The organism is Bordetella genomosp. 1 (genome assembly GCF_002261335.1).
In the GTDB taxonomy this organism is placed as follows: domain Bacteria; phylum Pseudomonadota; class Gammaproteobacteria; order Burkholderiales; family Burkholderiaceae_B; genus Bordetella.
Map to the genome: position 1 here is coordinate 874355 of NZ_NEVL01000003.1, position 18784 is coordinate 893138.

General features: G+C 68.5%; 15 protein-coding genes. 5 read left to right on the forward strand and 10 right to left on the reverse strand.

Annotation, left to right across the window (positions count from 1 at the left end):
- Nucleotides 1–6: 6 nt before the first annotated feature.
- On the forward strand, nt 7–2295 hold the full coding sequence (locus tag CEG14_RS12385) for a RelA/SpoT family protein (RefSeq protein ID WP_094826651.1): 2289 nt from the start codon (nt 7–9) through the stop codon (nt 2293–2295).
- Between the two features lie 62 nt (nt 2296–2357).
- Here the strand turns inward: CEG14_RS12385 and glnQ are convergent, their stop codons facing one another.
- The 3 genes from glnQ to glnH form a co-directional block, all read right to left on the reverse strand.
- Nucleotides 2358–3086, reverse strand: a complete 729-nt coding sequence (glnQ, locus tag CEG14_RS12390; protein ID WP_094826652.1) for a glutamine ABC transporter ATP-binding protein GlnQ — start codon at nt 3084–3086, stop codon at nt 2358–2360.
- A complete protein-coding gene (gene glnP, locus CEG14_RS12395; RefSeq protein WP_094826653.1) occupies nt 3083–3739 on the reverse strand; it encodes a glutamine ABC transporter permease GlnP in 657 nt (218 codons plus the stop codon). The genes glnQ and glnP overlap by 4 nt, the downstream gene beginning before the upstream one ends.
- A gap of 98 nt (nt 3740–3837) precedes the next feature.
- Entirely contained in the window at nt 3838–4590 is a 753-nt protein-coding gene (glnH, locus tag CEG14_RS12400) for a glutamine ABC transporter substrate-binding protein GlnH (RefSeq protein WP_094826654.1), read from the reverse strand.
- Between the two features lie 167 nt (nt 4591–4757).
- On the opposite strand from glnH, the gene CEG14_RS12405 reads away from it, so the two are divergent.
- On the forward strand, nt 4758–5789 hold the full coding sequence (locus CEG14_RS12405) for a C45 family autoproteolytic acyltransferase/hydolase (RefSeq protein WP_094826655.1): 1032 nt from the start codon (nt 4758–4760) through the stop codon (nt 5787–5789).
- Here the strand turns inward: CEG14_RS12405 and CEG14_RS12410 are convergent.
- Together CEG14_RS12410 and CEG14_RS12415 are read right to left on the reverse strand one after the other, a co-directional pair.
- Entirely contained in the window at nt 5759–9397 is a 3639-nt protein-coding gene (locus CEG14_RS12410; RefSeq protein ID WP_094826656.1) for a hydantoinase B/oxoprolinase family protein, read from the reverse strand. The two genes, CEG14_RS12405 and CEG14_RS12410, sit on opposite strands and share 31 nt — an antisense overlap.
- A gap of 118 nt (nt 9398–9515) precedes the next feature.
- Nucleotides 9516–10025: a winged helix DNA-binding protein gene (locus CEG14_RS12415; RefSeq protein ID WP_094826657.1), complete on the reverse strand. Its 510-nt coding sequence runs from the start codon at nt 10023–10025 to the stop codon at nt 9516–9518.
- A gap of 615 nt (nt 10026–10640) precedes the next feature.
- On the opposite strand from CEG14_RS12415, the gene CEG14_RS12420 reads away from it, so the two are divergent.
- The 3 genes from CEG14_RS12420 to CEG14_RS12430 are packed head-to-tail and all read left to right on the forward strand — an operon-like array spanning nt 10641 to nt 13409.
- The gene (locus CEG14_RS12420; RefSeq protein WP_094826658.1) at nt 10641–11612 is read left to right on the forward strand and encodes a TRAP transporter substrate-binding protein; all 972 of its coding nucleotides are present in this window, start codon (nt 10641–10643) and stop codon (nt 11610–11612) included.
- A gap of 2 nt (nt 11613–11614) precedes the next feature.
- Nucleotides 11615–12115: a TRAP transporter small permease gene (locus CEG14_RS12425; RefSeq protein WP_094826659.1), complete on the forward strand. Its 501-nt coding sequence runs from the start codon at nt 11615–11617 to the stop codon at nt 12113–12115.
- Complete coding sequence (locus tag CEG14_RS12430; protein ID WP_094826660.1) at nt 12108–13409, forward strand: TRAP transporter large permease; 1302 nt, start codon at nt 12108–12110, stop codon at nt 13407–13409. The genes CEG14_RS12425 and CEG14_RS12430 overlap by 8 nt, the downstream gene beginning before the upstream one ends.
- 74 nt (nt 13410–13483) lie before the next feature.
- Here CEG14_RS12430 and CEG14_RS12435 read toward each other — a convergent pair whose 3' ends face one another.
- From CEG14_RS12435 to CEG14_RS12455, 5 genes are all read right to left on the reverse strand, one after another.
- Nucleotides 13484–14839 (reverse strand): amidase, encoded by a 1356-nt coding sequence (locus tag CEG14_RS12435; RefSeq protein WP_094826661.1) that lies wholly within the window; start codon nt 14837–14839, stop codon nt 13484–13486.
- Nucleotides 14840–14874: 35 nt separating this feature from the next.
- The gene (locus tag CEG14_RS12440; protein ID WP_094826662.1) at nt 14875–15555 is read right to left on the reverse strand and encodes a DUF2848 domain-containing protein; all 681 of its coding nucleotides are present in this window, start codon (nt 15553–15555) and stop codon (nt 14875–14877) included.
- Between the two features lie 88 nt (nt 15556–15643).
- Nucleotides 15644–16927 carry a TRAP transporter large permease gene (locus tag CEG14_RS12445; RefSeq protein ID WP_094826663.1) on the reverse strand — a complete coding sequence of 428 codons (1284 nt, stop codon included), beginning with the start codon at nt 16925–16927 and terminating at the stop codon, nt 15644–15646.
- On the reverse strand, nt 16924–17544 hold the full coding sequence (locus tag CEG14_RS12450) for a TRAP transporter small permease subunit (RefSeq protein WP_094826664.1): 621 nt from the start codon (nt 17542–17544) through the stop codon (nt 16924–16926). The genes CEG14_RS12445 and CEG14_RS12450 overlap by 4 nt, the downstream gene beginning before the upstream one ends.
- A 90-nt stretch (nt 17545–17634) precedes the next feature.
- Nucleotides 17635–18678: a TRAP transporter substrate-binding protein gene (locus CEG14_RS12455; protein WP_094826665.1), complete on the reverse strand. Its 1044-nt coding sequence runs from the start codon at nt 18676–18678 to the stop codon at nt 17635–17637.
- Nucleotides 18679–18784: the final 106 nt, after the last annotated feature.

Consider the following 18784-nt stretch of genomic DNA (forward strand, 5'->3'; position numbering starts at 1 on the left):
GCAGGCATGGCTTTTCCCGGACTGAAGTACGCTTCTTCAGGACTGCTCGCGGCGCTGCGCGCCGGCTCACGGCTGGGCCGGCGCAGCCCCAAGAAAAACGCCCCGCCGTCTCCGGCGCAGGCTGAAGAGGAAGCCGCCCAGGCCGCCGCGCTGCCGGTCGCCTCGCTCGCTCCCCTCACCGAAATCATCAGCACCTACCTCGACCCCAAAGAGGTCGAACGGGTGCGCGAGGCCTACCGCTTCGCCGACCAGGCCCACCTGGGCCAGTTCCGCGCCAGCGGCGCGCCCTACATCTCCCATCCGATCGCCGTCACCGAGATCTGTGCGGGCTGGAAGCTCGACGCCAACGCGTTGTCCGCCGCCCTGATGCACGACGTGATCGAGGACCAGGGCGTCACCAAGCAGGAGCTGGCCGAGCGCTTCAGCCCCGAGGTGGCCGAGCTGGTCGATGGCCTCTCCAAGCTCGACCGCCTCGACTTCGCCACCAAGGCGGAGCAGCAGGCCGAGAGCTTCCGCAAGATGCTGCTGGCGATGGCGCGCGACGTGCGCGTCATCCTCATCAAGCTGGCCGACCGCCTGCACAACATGCGCACGCTGGACGCGGTCAATCCCGAGAAGCGCCGCCGCATCGCGCGCGAGACGCTCGAGATCTATGCGCCCATCGCCCATCGCCTGGGCCTGAACCTGCTGTTCCGCGAGCTGCAGGACCTCTGCTTCGCGGCGATGTACCCGAACCGCTACCAGGTGCTCTACAAGGCCGTGCTGGCCGCGCGCGGCAACCGCCGCGAGGTGATCAGCAAGATCCAGGATTCGGTGCGCGCCGCGCTGCCGGCAGCCGGTATCGAAGCCGAGGTCACGGGCCGCGAAAAGACGCTGTTCGGCATCTATCGCAAGATGGCCGACCAGAAAAAGACCTTCTCCGAGGTCCTCGACATCTACGGCTTCCGCGTGATCGTGCACACGCTGCCCGAGTGCTATCTGGCGCTCGGCACGCTGCACCAGCTCTACCGGCCGGTGCCCGGCAAGTTCAAGGACTACATCGCGATCCCGAAGGTCAACGGCTACCAGTCGCTGCACACCACGCTGGTCGGCCCCTACGGCACGCCGGTGGAATTCCAGTTCCGCACGCGCGACATGCACCACGTCGCCGAAGAAGGCGTGGCCTCGCACTGGCTCTACAAGGAAGCCGACCTGACGCTCAACGAGCTGCAGAAACGCACCCACCAGTGGCTGCAGTCGCTGCTCGACATCCAGAGCCAGACCGGCGACTCCGGCGAGTTCCTCGAACACGTCAAGGTCGACCTGTTCCCCGACGCGGTCTACGTGTTCACGCCGCGCGGCAAGATCATCTCGCTGCCCCGCGGCGCCACGCCGGTGGACTTCGCGTACGCGATCCACACCGACATCGGCAACCAGGCGGTGGCGGCCAAGATCAACGGCGAGTTCGTGCCGCTGCGCACCGAGCTCAACAGCGGCGACGCGGTCGAGATCATCACCTCGCCCGCCTCGCGGCCCAATGCGCAGTGGCTCAACTACGTGCGCACCGGCCGCGCGCGTTCCGAGATCCGCCACTATCTGCGCACGGTCAAGTACGAGGAGTCGGTGGCCTTCGGCGAACGCCTGCTCACGCAGGCGCTGCAGGAGCTGCACCTGCCGCTCGCGCCGGCCGACGATCCCATGTGGGAAAAGCTGGCCCGCAGCAGCGGCGCCACCTCGCGCGACGAGATCCTGGCCGACATCGGCCTGGGCAAGCGCCTGGCGGCCGTCGTGGCGCGCCGCTTCGCGCCCGAACACCAGCTCGTGGCCACCACCGCCGCGGCGGTGGACGAGATCACCTCGGCCCGCAGCGCGCCCATCCTGATCCAGGGCAACGAGGGCCAGGCGGTGCAGCTCGCGCCGTGCTGCGGCCCCCTGCCGGGCGACCCCATCATCGCCGGCATGCGCCTGGGCCACGGCCTGGTGGTGCACACGGCCGACTGCCCGGTGGCCACGCGCCAGCGCACTCGCGAACCCGAACGCTGGGTCACGGTGGCCTGGGACAGCCACACCGCCAAGCACCTGGCCACGCGCCTGGACATCGTCACGCGCAACGAGCGCGGCGTGCTCGGCCGGCTGGCGGCCGAGGTCACGGCGGCCGACGCCAACATCGTGCACGTCACGATGCACGACGACGCCGTCGCCACCGTGTCGCTGCACCTCACCGTGCAGGTCGACAGCCGCAAGCACCTGGCGCAGGTGATCCGCGCCATCCGCCATGTGCCGCAGGTTCAGAAGATCGTGCGCGTGAAGGGCTGAGCGCCCTGCCCGTTCAAACGAAAACGCCGGCCTCGCGCCGGCGTTTTCGTTGGAAGCGAAGCTCAGCTCACGTGCTGGAGGAAGTCGCGCAGGCGCTGGCTCGGCGGGTCGGACAGCAGCGCCGCGGGCGGCCCGTCGTGGGCGATCTTGCCGCCGTCGATGAAGATCAGGCGGCTGCCGACCTTGCGCGCGAATTCCATTTCGTGGGTCACCACCACCATGGTCATGCCCTCGTCGGCCAGGTCGCGCATCACCTTCAACACTTCGTGGCGCAACTCCGGATCGAGCGCCGAGGTGGGCTCGTCGAACAGCATCAGCTTGGGCATGATGGCCAGCGCGCGGGCGATCGCCACGCGCTGCTGCTGGCCGCCCGACAGCTCCGCGGGATAGTGGCCGGCGCGCTCGGACAGGCCGACCTTGGCGAGCAGGTTCTGCGCCATGCTGCGGGCCTCGGCGCGCGCGATGCCGCGCGTGTGCACCGGCCCGAACATCACGTTCTCCAGCGCGGTCATCTGCGGAAACAGATTGAACTGCTGGAACACCATGCCGGCCTCGCGGCGGATCTCGCGCACCTCTTCCGGCGAGCCGCGCACGCTGATGCCGTCCACCCGCAGGTCGCCCTCGTCGATGGTCTCGAGCACGTTGATGCAGCGCAGGAAGGTGGACTTGCCCGAGCCCGAGGGCCCGACCACGACCACCACCTCGCCCGCATCGATGTTCAGCGTGATGCCGTCGAGCACGGTGGCCGTGCCGAAGCGTTTGATGACGTCCTGGAATTCCACCATGCTCATAGTATGCGCATCCTCGATTCGACCAGCCGCAGCACCAGGGCCATGAAGCCCGTCAGGATCAGGTAGATCACCGCCACCGCCGACCAGATCTCGACCGCGGCGAAGTTGCTCGCCATGATCTCCTGGCCCTGGCGCGTGAGCTCGGCCACGCCGATCACGATGAACAGCGACGAATCCTTCAGGCTGATGATGCACTGGTTGCCCAGCGGCGGGATCATGCGGCGGAACGCGATCGGGCCGATGATGTAGACCAGGATCTTGTGAAACGGCAGGCCCATGGCCTGTCCCGCCTCGCGCAGGCCGCGATGCACCGAGAGCAGCGCGCCGCGCACGATCTCGGCGATGTAGGCGCCGGAGTTGATCATGAGCGTGGCGATGGCGGCGAACTCGGCCTGCACGCGGATCTCGAACAGGATCGGCAGCGCGAAGTAGATGAACATCACCTGCACCACGATGGGGGTGCCGCGGATCACCGACACATACACCATCGCGATGCCGCTCACCACGCGCCCGCCGTAGGCGCGCGCCACGCCGGCCAGCACGCCGAGCAGCGCGCCGCCGAGCAGGCCGAGCACGGTGATCTTGATGGTCATCAGCGTGCCGTCGAGCAGGCTCGGCAGCGAGCTTTCGATCACGGACCAATTGAATTCCACGTCGTTCCCCTCTGACGCGGACGCGCCCCTGGCCGGCATGGCGCCGCGCCGGTCGGGACGCGCCCTGGCCGGGGCCTGTCAGCAGGCCCCGCGTACCCTCAGGGCTTCTTGCCGAACCACTTGGTGTAGATGGCGTCGTACTTGCCGTTGGACTTGAGCGTGGCGAGCGCCTTGTTGACCTGCGGCACGAGCTCGCTGCCCTTGGGGAAGGCAATGCCGTAGAAGTCGCCGCTCTTGACCGTGCCGGCCACCTTCACGCGGCCCTTGCCCGCCGTGTTGGCGTAGTACTGCACGTTGGGCGTGTCGTGCACCGCGGCATCGACCCGGCCGGTGGCCAGCTCGAGATAGGCGTTGTCGATGTTGGGGAACAGCTTGAGCTTGGCGTCGGGCACCTGCGCGCGCAGGAAGTCGACCGTGGCGGTGCCGGTTTTCACGGCCACCGACTTGCCGGCCAGATCGGCGGCCGCCTTGATGGTGTTGTCTTTCTCGCTGACCAGGATGGCCAGGCCGCTTTCGTAATAGGGATCGGAGAAGTCGACGACCTTCTTGCGGTCGTCGCGGATCGTGATGCCGGCCAGCGCCACGTCGATGTTGCGGGTCTGCAGGCCCGGGATGATGCCGTTGAAATCCATCGGCTGCAGCTTGTACTTGAGGTTGAGTTCCTTGGCGATGGCTTCCCACAGCTCGATGTCGAAACCGGTGTAGGTGCTGCCCTGCTTGAACTCGAACGGCACGAAGGCCGTGTCGGTGGCCACCACCAGCTCCCGGCCCTGCGCATGCGCCGTGGACGCAAACCCCAACACCGTCGACGACAAACCCAGCAACAACGCAGCAATACTACGCTTGAACATGGAACGTCTCCTCTTCGGGTTACCTGCAGCGACGCCGCGCCTGCGGCGCCCTTGATGCATCGCCCCGGTCTGCCTGCGGCCGAGGTGTGTCCCGATCTTAAGTCGCGCCACGGCACGCGCGCAATCCCCCAAGGAATACAATGTTCAGACCAACCCGGAGGTTCGCCATGCCGTTCAAGCCTGTCTCCATCCGCGGTACCCGGCGCGAGATCGGGGCGGCGCTGGGCAAGCTGGCGCGTCCGATCATGGACGCCTACTTCGACCAGAGCCCCACCTGGAAGGCGCTGCGCCCCTGGCGCGGCCACGCCTACCTCGACGCGCTGGCGCAGGCCGCTCAGCTGCGCGTGCCGGCCGTCTGGCAAGAGCTCGAGGGCCTGGCCGAGGGGCTGCGCATGGCGCCGGCCGACGTGCTGCTGTGGCACTGCCGCGGCGACCTGCTGCACAAGACCACCGATGGCTGCACCTCGATCGCCTGGCGCGATGCCGAGGGCGTGCGCTGGATCGCGCACAACGAGGATGGCGATCCCTGGCTCTACGGCCGCTGCCATGTGGTGGACGTGCAGCCCGACGACGCTCCCGGCTTCCTGAGCTTCTACTATCCCGGCTCGCTGCCGGGCCACACCTTCGGCGCCAATCGCGCCGGCCTGGTCCAGACCATCAACAACCTGCGCACGCGGCAGCGCCACGCCGGGGTGCCGCGCATGCTGCTGGCACGCGCGGTGCTCGATTGCGCCACCCTGCCCGACGCGCTCGCGCTGCTGCGCGACGCGCCGCGCGCCGGCGGCTTCCATCATCTGCTCGGCTCGGCCCACGATCAGCGGCTCTACGGCGTCGAGGCCACGCCGGCCGCGTGCTCGGTGGCCGAGATCGGACGCGGCTATGTGCACGCCAACCACATGGTGCATGGCGGCGCGGCGCGCCAGCCGCAGATCATCACCGAGTCCTCGCGCGCGCGGCAGAGCCAGGCCGAGCGCCTGATGGACGGCTGGGGCGGCAACGCCAGCGGCGCGGACCTGATCGCGCTGCTGCACGACACCGACGGCGCGCTGCCGATCCTGCGCCGCGCCGCCGACGATCCGGACGGCGAAAACACACTGGCCACCGCCTGCTTTCGCATGGACGGTGGCCAGGTGGAACTGGCGATTTACGATCGCCAGTCCGAGCCGGTTCAACGGCTGACGCTGCCCGCCGGGCCGTAGCCGCCGCCTCCCGGCGTTTCGACCACGAACACATCGCCCGCCTTGAGCTGGGCGCTGTCCTGCGGGCCCAGCGGCTGCACGGTGCCGTCGGCGCGCTCGACGTAGTTGCGCCCCATCTCGCCCGGCTCGCCGCCGGCCAGGCCGAACGGCGCGTAGCGCCGGTTGTTCGACAGGATGGCCGCCGTCATGTCTTCGAGGAAGCGCACGCGCCGCACGCCGCCGTCGCCGCCGCGCCAGCGTCCGCCGCCGCCCGAGCCCGCGCGGATCTCGTACGACTCGAGCCGTACCGGGAAGCGCAGTTCCAGCACCTCGGGATCGGTCAGGCGCGAGTTGGTCATGTGCGCCTGCACCACCGACGTGCCGGCAAAGCCCGCGTCATCCGGGCCGGTGGCGTCGATGCGCACCGGCCCCGCGCCGGTGCCGCCCGAGATGGTCTCGTAGTACTGGTAGCGCGCATTCCCGAACGTGAAGTTGTTCATCGTGCCCTGGCTGGCGGCCAGCACGCCGAGCGCGCCATACAGCGCGTTGACCACGCACATCGAGGTCTCGACGTTGCCCGCCACCACCGAGGCCGGTGGATTGGGCCGCAGCATCGAGCCCGCCGGAATCACGATCTCCAGCGGCTTGAGGCAGCCGGCGTTGAGCGGAATCTCGTCGTCGACCAGCGTGCGGAACACGTACAGCACCGCCGCCACCGCGATCGCGCCGGGCGCGTTGAAGTTGTTCTCCAGCTGCGGCGAGGTGCCGGTGAAGTCCACCACGGCGGTGCGGGCCTCGGTGTTCACCTTGACCGCCACCTTGATCACCGCGCCGTTGTCGAGAGGGTATTCATAGTGGCCGTCCTTCAGCACCGAGATCACGCGGCGCACCGCCTCCTCGGCGTTGTCCTGCACGTGGCCCATGTAGGCGCGCACGACCTCGAGACCGAAGTGGTCGCACATGCGCAGCAGCTCCTGCACGCCCTTCTCATTGGCGGCGATCTGCGCATGCAGGTCGGCGATGTTCTGGTCGGGGTTGCGCGCCGGCCAGCGGCCGGAGGCCAGGATGGCGCGCGCCTCGGCGTCGCGGAACTCGCCATCCTTCACCAGCTGGAAGTTGGTGAACAGCACGCCCTCGTCCTCGACGGTGCGCGAGTCGGGCGGCATCGAGCCCGGCGTGGTGCCGCCGATGTCGGCATGGTGGCCGCGCGAGCCCACGAAGAACAGGATCTGTTCGCCGGCCCGATCGAACACGGGCGTGATCACGGTCACGTCGGGCAGGTGCGTGCCGCCGTGATACGGATCGTTCACCACGTAGGCATCGCCGGGCCGCATCACGCCCGCGTTGGCCTGCATCACGGTCTTGATCGACTCGCCCATCGAACCCAGGTGCACCGGCATGTGCGGCGCGTTGGCGATCAGGTTGCCCTCGGCATCGAAGATGGCGCAGGAGAAGTCCAGGCGCTCCTTGATGTTGACCGAGTACGCGGTGTTCTGCAGGCGATAGCCCATCTGCTCGGCGATCGACATGAAGAGGTTGTTGAACACCTCCAGCATGACCGGATCGGCCTGCGTGCCCACGGCGCGCCGCTCGGGCCGCGCCTCGACGCGCCTGAGCACCAGGTGGTCCAGCGCGGTGACCTCGGCCTGCCAGCCGGGCTCGACCACGGTGGTCTGGTTGGGTTCGGAGATGATGGCCGGGCCGGCCATCACGTCGCCCGGCACCACGTCTTCGCGCACATACAGCGGCGTGTCGCGCCAGGCGCCCGCGCTGTACATCCGCACCTGGCCGCGCGCGGCCAGCGGCGCGGCGCGGCGGCGCTCGACCGGCGCCTCGGTGGCCTGCTCGCCGCCGCCCGTGGCCTCGACCGAGATCGTCTCGACCACCAGCTCGCGGTTGGGCATGAGGAAGGAATAGCGCTGGCGATAGGCGGCCTCGAAGGCGGCGCGCATCTCGTCGAGCGGGCCGTAGACCACCTCGAGCGCGGTGTCGGTGCCGCGATACTTCACGTGCAGGCGGCGAATCACCTGGATGTCGCGCGCGGCCACGTGCTGGCGGCGCAGCTCGCCTTCGGCCAGGCCGGCGAGCTCGTCCAGCCCCGCCTCGACCTCGGCCAGCAGCTCGGGCGCGAGCGTCTTCTCCACGGTCTTCTGGCGCATGTCGGTCTGGTCGGCCAGGCCCATGCCGTAGGCCGACAGCACGCCGCCCAGCGGATGGGCGAACACGGTCGTCATGCCGAGCGCGTCGGCGACCAGGCAGGCGTGCTGCCCGCCCGCGCCACCGAAGGTGGTGAGCGCGTATTCGGTCACGTCATGGCCGCGCTGCACGGAGATGCGCTTGATGGCCTCGGCCATGTTGCCGACCGCGATTTCCAGGAAGCCCTCGGCCAGCTGCTCGGGCGTCATGTCGCGGCCGGTGGCCGCGCGCACCTCGGCCGCCATGGCCGCGAACTTCGCCGCCACCGCGTCGCGGTCGAGCGCCTCGTCGGCCGCGGGGCCGAACACGCGCGGGAAGTAGTCGGGCTGGATCTTGCCCAGCAGCACGTTGCAGTCGGTCACGGCCAGCGGGCCGCCGCGGCGATAGCAGGCCGGGCCCGGATTGGCGCCGGCCGAGTCGGGGCCCACGCGCAGGCGCGCGCCGTCGAAGTGCAGGATCGAGCCGCCGCCGGCGGCCACCGTGTGGATGCTCATCATGGGCGCGCGCATGCGCACCCCGGCCACCTGGGTCTCGAACTCGCGCTCGAATTCGCCGGCATAGTGCGACACGTCGGTGGAGGTGCCGCCCATGTCGAAGCCGATCACGCGGTCGAAGCCGGCCAGCTCGCTGGTGCGCACCATGCCGACGATGCCGCCGGCCGGGCCCGACAGGATGGCGTCCTTGCCGCGGAAGCGATGGGCGTCGGTCAGGCCGCCGTTCGACTGCATGAACATCAGGCGGATGCCCGGCAGCTCGCCCGCCACCTGGTCGACGTAGCGCATCAGGATGGGCGAGAGGTAGGCATCGACCACCGTGGTGTCGCCGCGCGACACGAACTTGATCAGCGGGCTCGCCTCGTGCGACATGGAGATCTGCGTGAAGCCGATCTCGCGCGCGATGGCGGCGGCGGCCTGCTCGTGCGCGGGCGCCTGCCAGGCGTGCATGAACACGATCGCCATGGCGCGCACGCCGGCGTCGAAGGCGGCCTGCATGTCGGTGCGCAGCGCGGCCTCGTCGAGCGCGGTGACCACGGCGCCGTCGGCGGCCACGCGCTCGTTCGCCTCGACCACGCGCTCATACAGCAGTTCGGGCAGCTGGACGTTGCGCTCGAACAGCCGGGGCCGGTTCTGGTAGGCGATGCGCAGCGCATCGCGGAACCCGCGCGTGGTGACCAGCACGGTGCGCTCGCCCTTGCGCTCGAGCAGCGCGTTGGTGGCCACCGTGGTGCCCATCTTGACGCACTCGACCTGCTCGGCAGGCACGGGCTGGCCCGGGGCGATGCCCAGCAGCTTGCGGATGCCGGCCACGGCCGCATCGCGATATTGCTCGGGGTTTTCCGACAGCATCTTGGCCGTCGTCATGCTGCCGTCGGGGCGACGCCCCACGATGTCGGTGAACGTGCCGCCACGATCCACCCAGAATTGCCACTTCATATCGCCCTCGGAATGTAGGAATTGCGTTGTGTGTGCTGCAGGGACTGCCGGGTACTGACGGATGCTCGGGCGGGCGGCTCGGCGCGGCCCGCCCGAGCGGGATCGATCGGGCTCGCGTTCAGAGCGAGGTGGCCGCGCGCGCGGCCTGGTCATAGAGGCCCGAGAGCGCGCGCAGCGCGTGCGCGAGCTGGCGCGACACCTCGGCGCCGCCGCCGGCGCCCGCATCCATGCCCTCGATCAGGCATTGCTCGCGGATCTCGCCGTAGCGCTTGATGTAGGCGGCGCCCTCGCGGGTCACGCTGTAGAACACTTCCTTGCCGCTGCGGTCGCCACGCACCACGCCCTGGCGCTCGAGCTTCTTCAGGGCGTAGTTCACGATGTGGGTGTCTTCGACGTTGAGCGTGAAGCAGATGTCGGCGAGCTTCTTGGGACGCTCGCGGTGGTAGACGTGGTGCAACACCATCACGTCGGTCGGCGTGAGATCGGGCAGGCCCGCCGCGGCCATGCAGCGCACGGTCCAGCGGTTGAACGCGTGGCTGGCGATCATCAGGCCGAACTCGACTTCCGACAGGTCCGGCGCACGGCCACTGGCCAGGTGCGCGGACGACGCGATCAGGTTGCTCTTCACGGGCGGACTCCAGGCACGGGCGGCTGGGAGAGCGGCCTCGTTGTGGCGAAATACTAATAATTTATCGATATTTCATCAACAAAAAATCGGCCTCGACTCCGTGTTTTGCGCTAGTGGTTTTCCCTTGCGCCGGTCGACGTTGCCCGCGCACCCGGGCCACGCGCCGGGCGCGAGCGCAGCGCGGGTGCAAGGCGGGTGCAAGGCGGGCGCAGCGCGGGGTCCGAACGCCCTGCCGTGCCGCGCGTCACCGCCCGGCGCCGGCCGCGGCGGAGCGCGCCAAGCAGCGCCGTCGGCCCATCGACGCAGGCCACCGCCGCTGCACGCAACCGGTGCGCCATGCACCGCGTGCGCGCAGCCGCGATCCGCCATGCGCACAACCGTTGCGCATGCAAGCGTCTCGTTGCTTGATGCTTGAAGCATTGCGGCCACGCGCCGTTAGGAATTACCCGTAAAACACCGTTTTCCACCGCACGCACACGAGGCCGCAACATAGAATTGCAGCGGCTTTGACGGTGCGCGCAGCATGGCGCCCGGTTCTTTTCGCAATACAACACCGGGGCGATGTGTGCTCGCGCATCCCCGGGCATTCTTGTCTCAGCACGAAGGATCCACCGTATGTTCAAACGCATCGCACTCTATGCCGGCCTGGGCCTGGCGTTCTCCTCCGCCGCCATGGCGCAGACCAAGTGGGACCTGCCCAGCGCCTATCCGGCCAGCAACTTCCACGTCGAAAACCTGACCCAGTTCGTCAAGGAAGTCGATGAACTGTCGGGCGGCAAGCTCAAGATCACGCTGCACAACAACGCCTCGCTCTACAAGGCGCCCGAGATCAAGCGCGCGGTGCAGGGCAACCAGGCCCAGATCGGCGAGATCCTGCTGACCAACTTCGCCAACGAAGCGCCGATCTACGAGCTCGACGGCCTGCCCTTCCTGGCCACCGGCTACGACGCCTCGTTCAAGCTGTACCAGGCACAGAAGCCCTACCTCGAGAAGAAGTTCGAATCGCAGGGCATGATGATGCTGTACGCGGTGGCATGGCCGCCCCAGGGCATCTTCGCCAACAAGGACATCAAGCAGATCTCCGACATGAAGGGCCTGAAGTGGCGCGCCTACAGCCCGGTCACGGCCAAGATCGCCGAGATCGTCGGCGCCCAGCCCGTCACCGTGCAGCAGGCCGAGCTGGCGCAGGCCCTGGCCACCGGCGTGATCGACTCCTACATGTCGTCGGGCTCGACCGGCTACGACACCAAGACCTACGAGTACATCAAGAAGTTCTACGACACCCAGGCCTGGCTGCCGAAGAACGCGATCCTGGTCAACAAGAAGGCCTTCGATGCGCTCGACGCCGACACGCAGGCGGCGCTGAAGAAGGCCGGCGCGCAGGCCGAGGAACGCGGCTGGAAGGTCTCGCGCGAGAAAAACGAGTGGTACAAGGAGCAGCTCAAGGCCAACGGCATGGAAATCATCCAGCCCACGGTCGAGCTCAAGGAAGGCCTGAGCGTGGTCGGCAAGCGCATGCTCGACGACTGGCTCAAGAAGGCCGGTCCCGAAGGTGAAGCCATCATCGCGGCCTACAAGAAGCAATAACCATGCGTCGCATCCTCGATACGCTGTACGGCGCCGCCGGCCTGCTGGCCGGTGTGTGCACCATCGGGGTGCTGGTTTCGGTGCTGGCGGCCATCCTGGCCCGCCAGTTCAACTGGAACATCCAGGGCACGGACGCCTACGCCGGCTATTTCATGGCCGCCGCGGGCTTCCTGGCCCTGGCCAGCACCTTCAAGCATGGCGAACACATCCGCGTGACGTTGCTGCTGAACTCGCTCAAGCCGGCGGCCAGCCGCCGGCTCGACATCTTCGCGCTGGCAGCCGGCGCGCTGCTCGCAGCCGCGTTCGCATTCTTCAGCTTCAAGCTGATGCTCGATTCGCACACGTTCAACGACATCTCCACGTCCAACGACGCCACGCCGCTGTGGATCCCGCAGGCCAGCATGGCGGCGGGCACGCTGCTGTTCTTCATCGCCATCGTCGACGAACTGGTGCGCCGCATCCGCGGCTACAACGCCCCCACCTCGCAGCAGACCCATGAGTGAACTCCTCGTCATCACAATGCTGGTCGTCTCGATCTTCGCGCTGCTCGGTTGCGGCGTGTGGGTCGGGCTGACCCTGGCCGGCACCGCCTGGATCGGCATGGAGCTGTTCTCCAGCCGCCCCGCCGGCGACGCCATGGCCGTCACGATCTGGGGCGCCTCGTCGTCCTGGACCCTCACCGCCCTGCCGCTCTTCCTCTGGATGGGCGAGATCCTGTTCCGCACCCGCCTGTCCGAAGACCTGTTCCGCGGTCTGGCGCCCTGGCTCAACCGGCTGCCCGGCCGGCTGCTGCACACCAACGTGATCGGCTGCGCGATCTTCGCGGCGGTCTCGGGCTCGTCGGCGGCCACCTGCGCCACCGTCGGCAAGATGACCATCCCCGAGCTCACGCGCCGCGGCTACCCCGAGTCCAAGATCCTGGGCACGCTGTCGGGCGCCGGCACGCTGGGCCTGCTGATCCCGCCGTCGATCATCATGATCGTCTACGGGGTGGCGGCCGACGTCTCGATCGCGCGGCTCTTCATCGCCGGCATCGTGCCGGGCATCGTGCTGGCCCTGCTGTTCATGGGCTACATCGCCTGGTGGGGCATCCGCAATCCCGACCAGGTGCCGGCCGCCGATCCCGGCATGAGCTTCGGCCAGAAGCTGCGCCAGTCGCGTCACCTGATCCCGGTGATGGTGCTGATCGGGGCGGTGCTGGGCTCGATCTACACCGGCGTGGCCACGGCCACCGAGGCCGCCGGCGTGGGCGTGGTGGGCGCGCTGCTGCTGTCGGGCCTGCAGGGCTCGCTCACGCGCAAGAGCTTCATGCAGTCGCTGCTGGGCGCGACCCGGCTGTACTGCATGATCGCGCTGATCCTGGCGGGCGCGCAGTTCCTGACGCTGGCGATGGGCTACATCGGCCTGCCGCGCGCGCTGGCCGAATGGATCGGCTCGCTCGGCCTGTCGCAGTTCGGGCTCATCATGGCGCTGATGGTGTTCTTCATCATCCTGGGCTGCTTCCTCGATGGCATCTCCATCGTGGTGCTGACCATGGGCGTGCTGCTGCCCACGGTGCAGGCGGCGGGCATCGACCTGATCTGGTTCGGCATCTTCATCGTGTTCGTGGTGGAGATGGCGCAGATCACGCCGCCCGTGGGCTTCAACCTGTTCGTGCTGGCCGGCATGAGCGGGCGCGAGCTGCCCTACATCGCGAAGGCGTCGCTGCCGATGTTCTTCCTGATGATCCTGGCCGTGCTGCTGCTCTACTTCATCCCGGGCATCGCCACCTGGCTGCCCAAGCACATGACGCTCTGAGCCGCCTCGCCCGCCCAACGAAACGCCCCGCCGGATTCGCATCCGGCGGGGCGTTTTTCTTGCGCCTCGGCGTATCAGCGCTGCGACTGGAACAGGGCCTCGACCGCGAGGCCGATCTCCAGCACGCGGCGGTCGGCGCCGTTCAGGCCCGACAGCATCAGGCCGACGGGCGCGGTGCCGGGCGCATGGCACGGCAGCGACAGGCTGCAGCCGTCGAGGAAGTTGATGAAGGTCGGGTTGCGCAGGATCAGCAGATTGGTGCTGCCGAACAGCTCGTCGCTCTCGACCAGCGGCTTGATTTCGGGCGCCACCACCGGCACGGTGGGCATCAGGATCGCGTCGTAGCCGGCCACGCGGGCCGAGACGCCGGCGATCCAGCGCTTGCGCGCGGCCAGCAGGTCGATGAAATCGGCGGCCGACATCTCCTTGCCGCGCAGGATGCGGGTGCGCACGCGCGGGTCGTAGGCGTCGCCGTTCGAGGCGATCAGCTCGCGGTGCCAGGCCCAGGCCTCGGAGGCCGTGAAGCCGCCCTTGCCGTTGATCTCGCCCAGCTGGGCGAACTCGGGCACCTCGATCTCGTCGATCTGCACGCCGGCCGCGACCAGGCGCGTGACGGCGGCGTCGAAGGTGGCCTTCACGTGCGCATCGAGGCCGTCGAGCGCGATCGTGACCGGCAGCGCCAGGCGCAGGCCGCGCAGGCGTGCCGCCTGCGGCAGGCCGGCCGTATCCTCGCCCGCCAGGATGGCGTCGAGCAGCGCGCAGTCGGCCACGCTGGCCGCCAGGGGGCCGATCGAATCCAGGTTCACCGACAGCGGCAGCACGCCTTCCATCGACACCCGCTGCGCGCTGGGCTTGAAGCCCGTGAGGCCGCACAGCGCCGAGGGAATGCGCACCGAGCCGCCGGTATCGGAGCCGATGCCGGCCAGCGCCATGCCATCGGTGACCGACACGGCCGCGCCCGACGAGGAACCGCCCGGAATGCGGCCCACGCTGCGGTCCCAGGGGTTCTTCGGGGTGCCGTAGTGCGGGTTCAGGCCCAGGCCCGAATACGCGAACTCGCTCATGTTGGTGCGGCCCACCAGCACCGCGCCCGCGGCGCGCAGGCGCTCGATCACGACGGCATCGCGGCGGGCGGCCGGCGCGCCGCGGCGCGCCACCGAGCCGGCCAGCGTGGTGCCGCCGGCAACGTCGAAGAGGTCTTTGATCGAGATCGGCAGGCCTTCGATCGGCGAGCGGGCCAGGCCGGCCGCGCGCAGCGTGTCGCTGGCCCGCGCGGCGGCGCGCGCCTGTTCGGCATAGACCTGGGTGTAGACGCGTACGCCCTCGCCGGCCGGATCGGCGGCGCGCGCCAGCGCGGCATCGGTCAGTTCGGCGGAGGTGGTGCGCCCTTCCTGGAGGGCGCGCTGGGATTCGGTGAGCGTGGGATACATGGTGTTCCTGGAAAACAGGGCGAGGACAGGACGGCTCAGGCCACGACGGGCAGCGTCGTCACGTCGTATCGATGGCGAAGACTACGCCCCAGCACCGGGTCGTGCAACTCCATGATGAAGGTCGTGGACGGGCGGATGCCGCCGATCGCCGCGACCGTGCCGCAGGTCATGCCGGTGCCTTCGGCCAGGCCGGCGTCGCCCGCATAGCCCTTGATCAGGTCGAGCGGATTCTGCAGCGTGGCGAGCGGGCCGTCCTGGTACACCACTTCCTTGCCGCCCTCGACGATGTAGGCGCGCAGCACCAGCTCGTCCCAGTGGCCGGCGACCTCGGCGTGGCGCCAGGCTTCGCGCGCCACGGGCTTGATGCAGGCCTGCTTGGAGAAGGCCACGCTCACCGACTCCAGCTTGCGGTCGGTGTGGTCGGAGGCCAGGCTGACGTAGAGCTCGCCGCCCGACTTGAACACGAAGGTCTCGGCTTCGCCGGACGAGTCTTCGCCCAGCGCCTGCACCGTGGCGGCCTGGGTGAGCTGGTTCTCGGCGATGCGGTAGTAGAGCGGCACCGTGCTGGGACGCGGCACGCCGAGCGCCGCCAGCTCTTCGATGTGATGCTCGATGGCATCGCGATCGCGACCGGCCCAGCCGGCCACCACCAGTTGATCGATCTCGACGTCGATGACGCGGGCGTCGGCGCCCTGGACCTGGAAGCTAACTTTCATATCTCATCACCTGTACTGCGTAGGAGGCGCGCCACCCGGCGCGCCGGACAAAGGGGAAACGGCGCCGCGGGCGCGGCGCCGTCATGCATCAACTGAAGACCTGCGGCAGCCAGAGCGCCAGGCCCGGGAAGAACGACAGCAGCGCGAGCATCACGAACATGGCCGCCACGAACGGCAGCGCGCCGTTGATCACCGCGGTCATGGAACCGCTCTTGCGCAGGCTCTGCACCACGAACAGGTTCAGGCCCACCGGCGGCGTGATCAGCGCGGCTTCCACCAGCACGATGATCAGGATGCCGAGCCAGATCGGGTCGTAGCCCAGGCCGATCATGATGGGCGCCACGATGGGGATCGTGGTGATCATCATCGACAGCGTCTCCATGAAGCAGCCCAGCACCAGGTAGAACACGATGATGATGAGCAGCATCATGGCCGGCGACAGGCCCAGGCCGGTGACCGACTGCACCAGCGCGTCGGTCACGCCGGTGGCCGACAGCACGAAGTTCAGGAAGCCCGCGGCCAGCACGATCAGCATGATCATGGCGGTCGAGCGCATCGTGCCTTCGATGGCCTCGCGCAGCATGGTCCAGGTCAGGCGGCGGAACCAGGCGGCGAGCAGCAGCGCGCCCACCACGCCCAGCGCGGCGGCCTCGGTCGGCGTGGCCAGGCCGGCGTAGATCGAACCCACCACCAGCAGGAAGATGCCGAGCGGCGGGCCGAGGTGCACCAGGCTGGCCAGGCGCTGGGCCCAGGTCGCGCTGATCTTCTTGCCGCCCCAGGCCGGCTTGACCATGCAGGCGATGATGACGGTCAGCATGAACAGCCCGGCCATCAGGAAGCCCGGGATGATGCCGGCCAGGTAGAGCTTGGGCACCGACGAGTTGGTGAGCACGCCGTAGATCACGAGGTTGATCGACGGCGGGATCAGGATGCCGAGCGTGCCGCCGGCGGCCAGGCTGCCGAGGAACAGCGGCTCGTTGTAGCCGTAGCGCTTGATCTGCGGCAGCGCCACCGTGCCCACCGTGGCGGCGGTCGCCACCGAGGAGCCCGAGGTGGCCGAGAACAGCGTCGACGCACCGATGTTGGCGTGCATCAGGCCGCCCGGCAGCCACGACAGCCACAGGCTCATGGCGCCGTACATCTTCTCGGCGAAGCCTGCGCGCAGCAGGACCTCGCCCAGCAGGATGAACAACGGAATTGCCACCAGCAGGAATTCGTTGTTGGTGCTCCAGGCCAGCTCGCCCATGGCGCGCGTGAGCGGCAGCATCGAAAACATCGGGTCCAGGATCAGGCCCAGCACACCGAGCGCGGCGCCCACCGGGATGGAGATCCCGATCAGCACCAGCAGAAGAACCAGAGTGGTCGCGATCATGCCTGACCTCCATTGACCATGCGTTCACCGGCGGCGGCCTCTTCATCCGCCTCTTCCTGGGCGGAACGCACGCCGCAGATTTCCTTGACCAGCTCGATGTCGCCCGTCACCAGCGCCAGGCTGGCGCGCAGCAGCATCAGCGCCACCGTGATGCACATCCAGAACAGCCCCAGCAGCCACAGGCCCTGCGGCACCCACAGCGGGGTGGCCAGCGGCGTGTTGGCGGTGGCCTTCTGCTGCCACGAGGTGTTGACCACGTCGAAGGCGTAGTACGACAGCGCGACCATGAAGACGGCCAGCGCCACCAGCGCGATCCAGTCGAGCACGGCCGACACGCGCACCGGCAGGTATTGATAGACCACGTCGACGCGCACGTTGGCGCGCTGGAGCGTGGCGAAGGCCAGCGCCCACGAGGTGCTGATGGCGAAGGCGTAGCTCGACAGCTCGTCGGCGCCGCCGGTGGTGAAGCCGACGAACTTGCGCGCCAGCACGTCGAACGCGATCAGCAGCACGCTGGCGATGGTGAGCGCCCCGCCCACCCAGACCGCCACGCGCGACAGGGTCTCGGCGCGCCGCAACAGCGCGCCCAAAAATGCGAATTTCTCTTTTTGAATCATGGTATCCCCCGGGCTTGCGGGCCTGTGCCAGGCACAGGCCCGCGGGCGGACACTCGGCCCGCCCGCGTCCCAAATCGGCTGCGCCGATGCTTACTTCTTCGCCTGCAGGCCGACGACCGGGCCGACGGTGGCGTTGAAGTCCTTCACGCACTGGGCCGAGCAGCGCGCGGCCCACTTCGGCAGCACGGACTCGTTGAGCACCTTCTTGAGCAGCTCGCGGTCGGCGTCGGTGGGTTGCACCAGCGTCATCTTGCCCTTGACCGGCTGCGTGCACGCGGCGGCGCCGGTGTTGCAGTCATAGCCTTCCTGGGTCTGCTTGGCGGCCGCTTCCCAGATGTTGTCGACCAGGGTCTTGATCTCGGCCTGCAGGAACGTGCGCACCTTCGGATCGAGCTTGTCCCAGGCCTTCTGGTTCACGGCGTGGATCTGCTGGTTCCAGTTGATCGGCAGCGCGTACAGGTGGGTCGAGACCTCGTACCACTTGGCCGAGTAGCCCGACAGCGAACCGGTGATGGCGCAGTCCACGACCTTGTTCTGCAGCGCCGGCACGACCTCGCCGAAGGCCATGGTCACGCTGGTGCCGCCCAGCGCCTCGACGAACTCGGCGGTGGTGCGGCTGCTGGTGCGGACCTTCTTGCCCTTCACGTCGGCCAGGCCCTTGATCTGCGCGTTGCAGAACAGCACCTGGGCGGGATAGGTGGAGATGCCGAGCAGCTTGACGTTGGCGCCGTCGCCGTACACCTTGGCATAGACCGGCTCGAAGGCATCGGTCACCGCGCGGGCGGTCTTCACGTCCGGCGCGAGGCCGGCCAGGTCGATGGCTTCGTTGATCGGGTTGTCGCTGGCGAAGTAGGCCAGCGTGGCGGTGCCGAACTCGATCACGCCCTGCGACATGAGGCGCAGCAGCTCGGGGCCCTTCAGGCCCATTTCGTTGAAGCCCTTGATCTCGGCGGTGACCTGGCCCTTCGAATGCTCGGGGATGGTCTTGGTCCAGAACGGACGCTCGTAATCGCTGTAGGCGGTCAGGTTCGACAGGCCGCCGACGACCTTGAGCTGGGTCTTGGGCAGATCCTGGGCGTGGGCGATGCCCGTGATGGCAACGGCCAGCGCGGCCGCGATCCAAGCTTGCTTCATGTAACTCTCCTTGCAGGCGGGATTGTTGAATTCGCGCCGGGCCCCGTTACCCGTGGCGCCTGTATGACCTGTTCTGGAGGGACGGGCCGCATGCGGCCCTGTGGCT

Bases quoted from the DNA above. Each gene is read 5' to 3' on its own strand.
- CEG14_RS12450 (WP_094826664.1), bottom strand. From the start codon at position 17,544: ATGATTCAAAAAGAGAAATTCGCATTTTTGGGCGCGCTGTTGCGGCGC.
- CEG14_RS12435 (WP_094826661.1), bottom strand. From the start codon at position 14,839: ATGTATCCCACGCTCACCGAATCCCAGCGCGCCCTCCAGGAAGGGCGC.
- CEG14_RS12445 (WP_094826663.1), bottom strand. From the start codon at position 16,927: ATGATCGCGACCACTCTGGTTCTTCTGCTGGTGCTGATCGGGATCTCC.
- CEG14_RS12430 (WP_094826660.1), top strand. From the start codon at position 12,108: ATGAGTGAACTCCTCGTCATCACAATGCTGGTCGTCTCGATCTTCGCG.
- CEG14_RS12455 (WP_094826665.1), bottom strand. From the start codon at position 18,678: ATGAAGCAAGCTTGGATCGCGGCCGCGCTGGCCGTTGCCATCACGGGC.
- glnQ (WP_094826652.1), bottom strand. From the start codon at position 3,086: ATGAGCATGGTGGAATTCCAGGACGTCATCAAACGCTTCGGCACGGCC.
- CEG14_RS12440 (WP_094826662.1), bottom strand. From the start codon at position 15,555: ATGAAAGTTAGCTTCCAGGTCCAGGGCGCCGACGCCCGCGTCATCGAC.
- glnH (WP_094826654.1), bottom strand. From the start codon at position 4,590: ATGTTCAAGCGTAGTATTGCTGCGTTGTTGCTGGGTTTGTCGTCGACG.
- CEG14_RS12405 (WP_094826655.1), top strand. From the start codon at position 4,758: ATGCCGTTCAAGCCTGTCTCCATCCGCGGTACCCGGCGCGAGATCGGG.
- CEG14_RS12420 (WP_094826658.1), top strand. From the start codon at position 10,641: ATGTTCAAACGCATCGCACTCTATGCCGGCCTGGGCCTGGCGTTCTCC.
- CEG14_RS12410 (WP_094826656.1), bottom strand. From the start codon at position 9,397: ATGAAGTGGCAATTCTGGGTGGATCGTGGCGGCACGTTCACCGACATC.
- CEG14_RS12425 (WP_094826659.1), top strand. From the start codon at position 11,615: ATGCGTCGCATCCTCGATACGCTGTACGGCGCCGCCGGCCTGCTGGCC.
- CEG14_RS12385 (WP_094826651.1), top strand. From the start codon at position 7: ATGGCTTTTCCCGGACTGAAGTACGCTTCTTCAGGACTGCTCGCGGCG.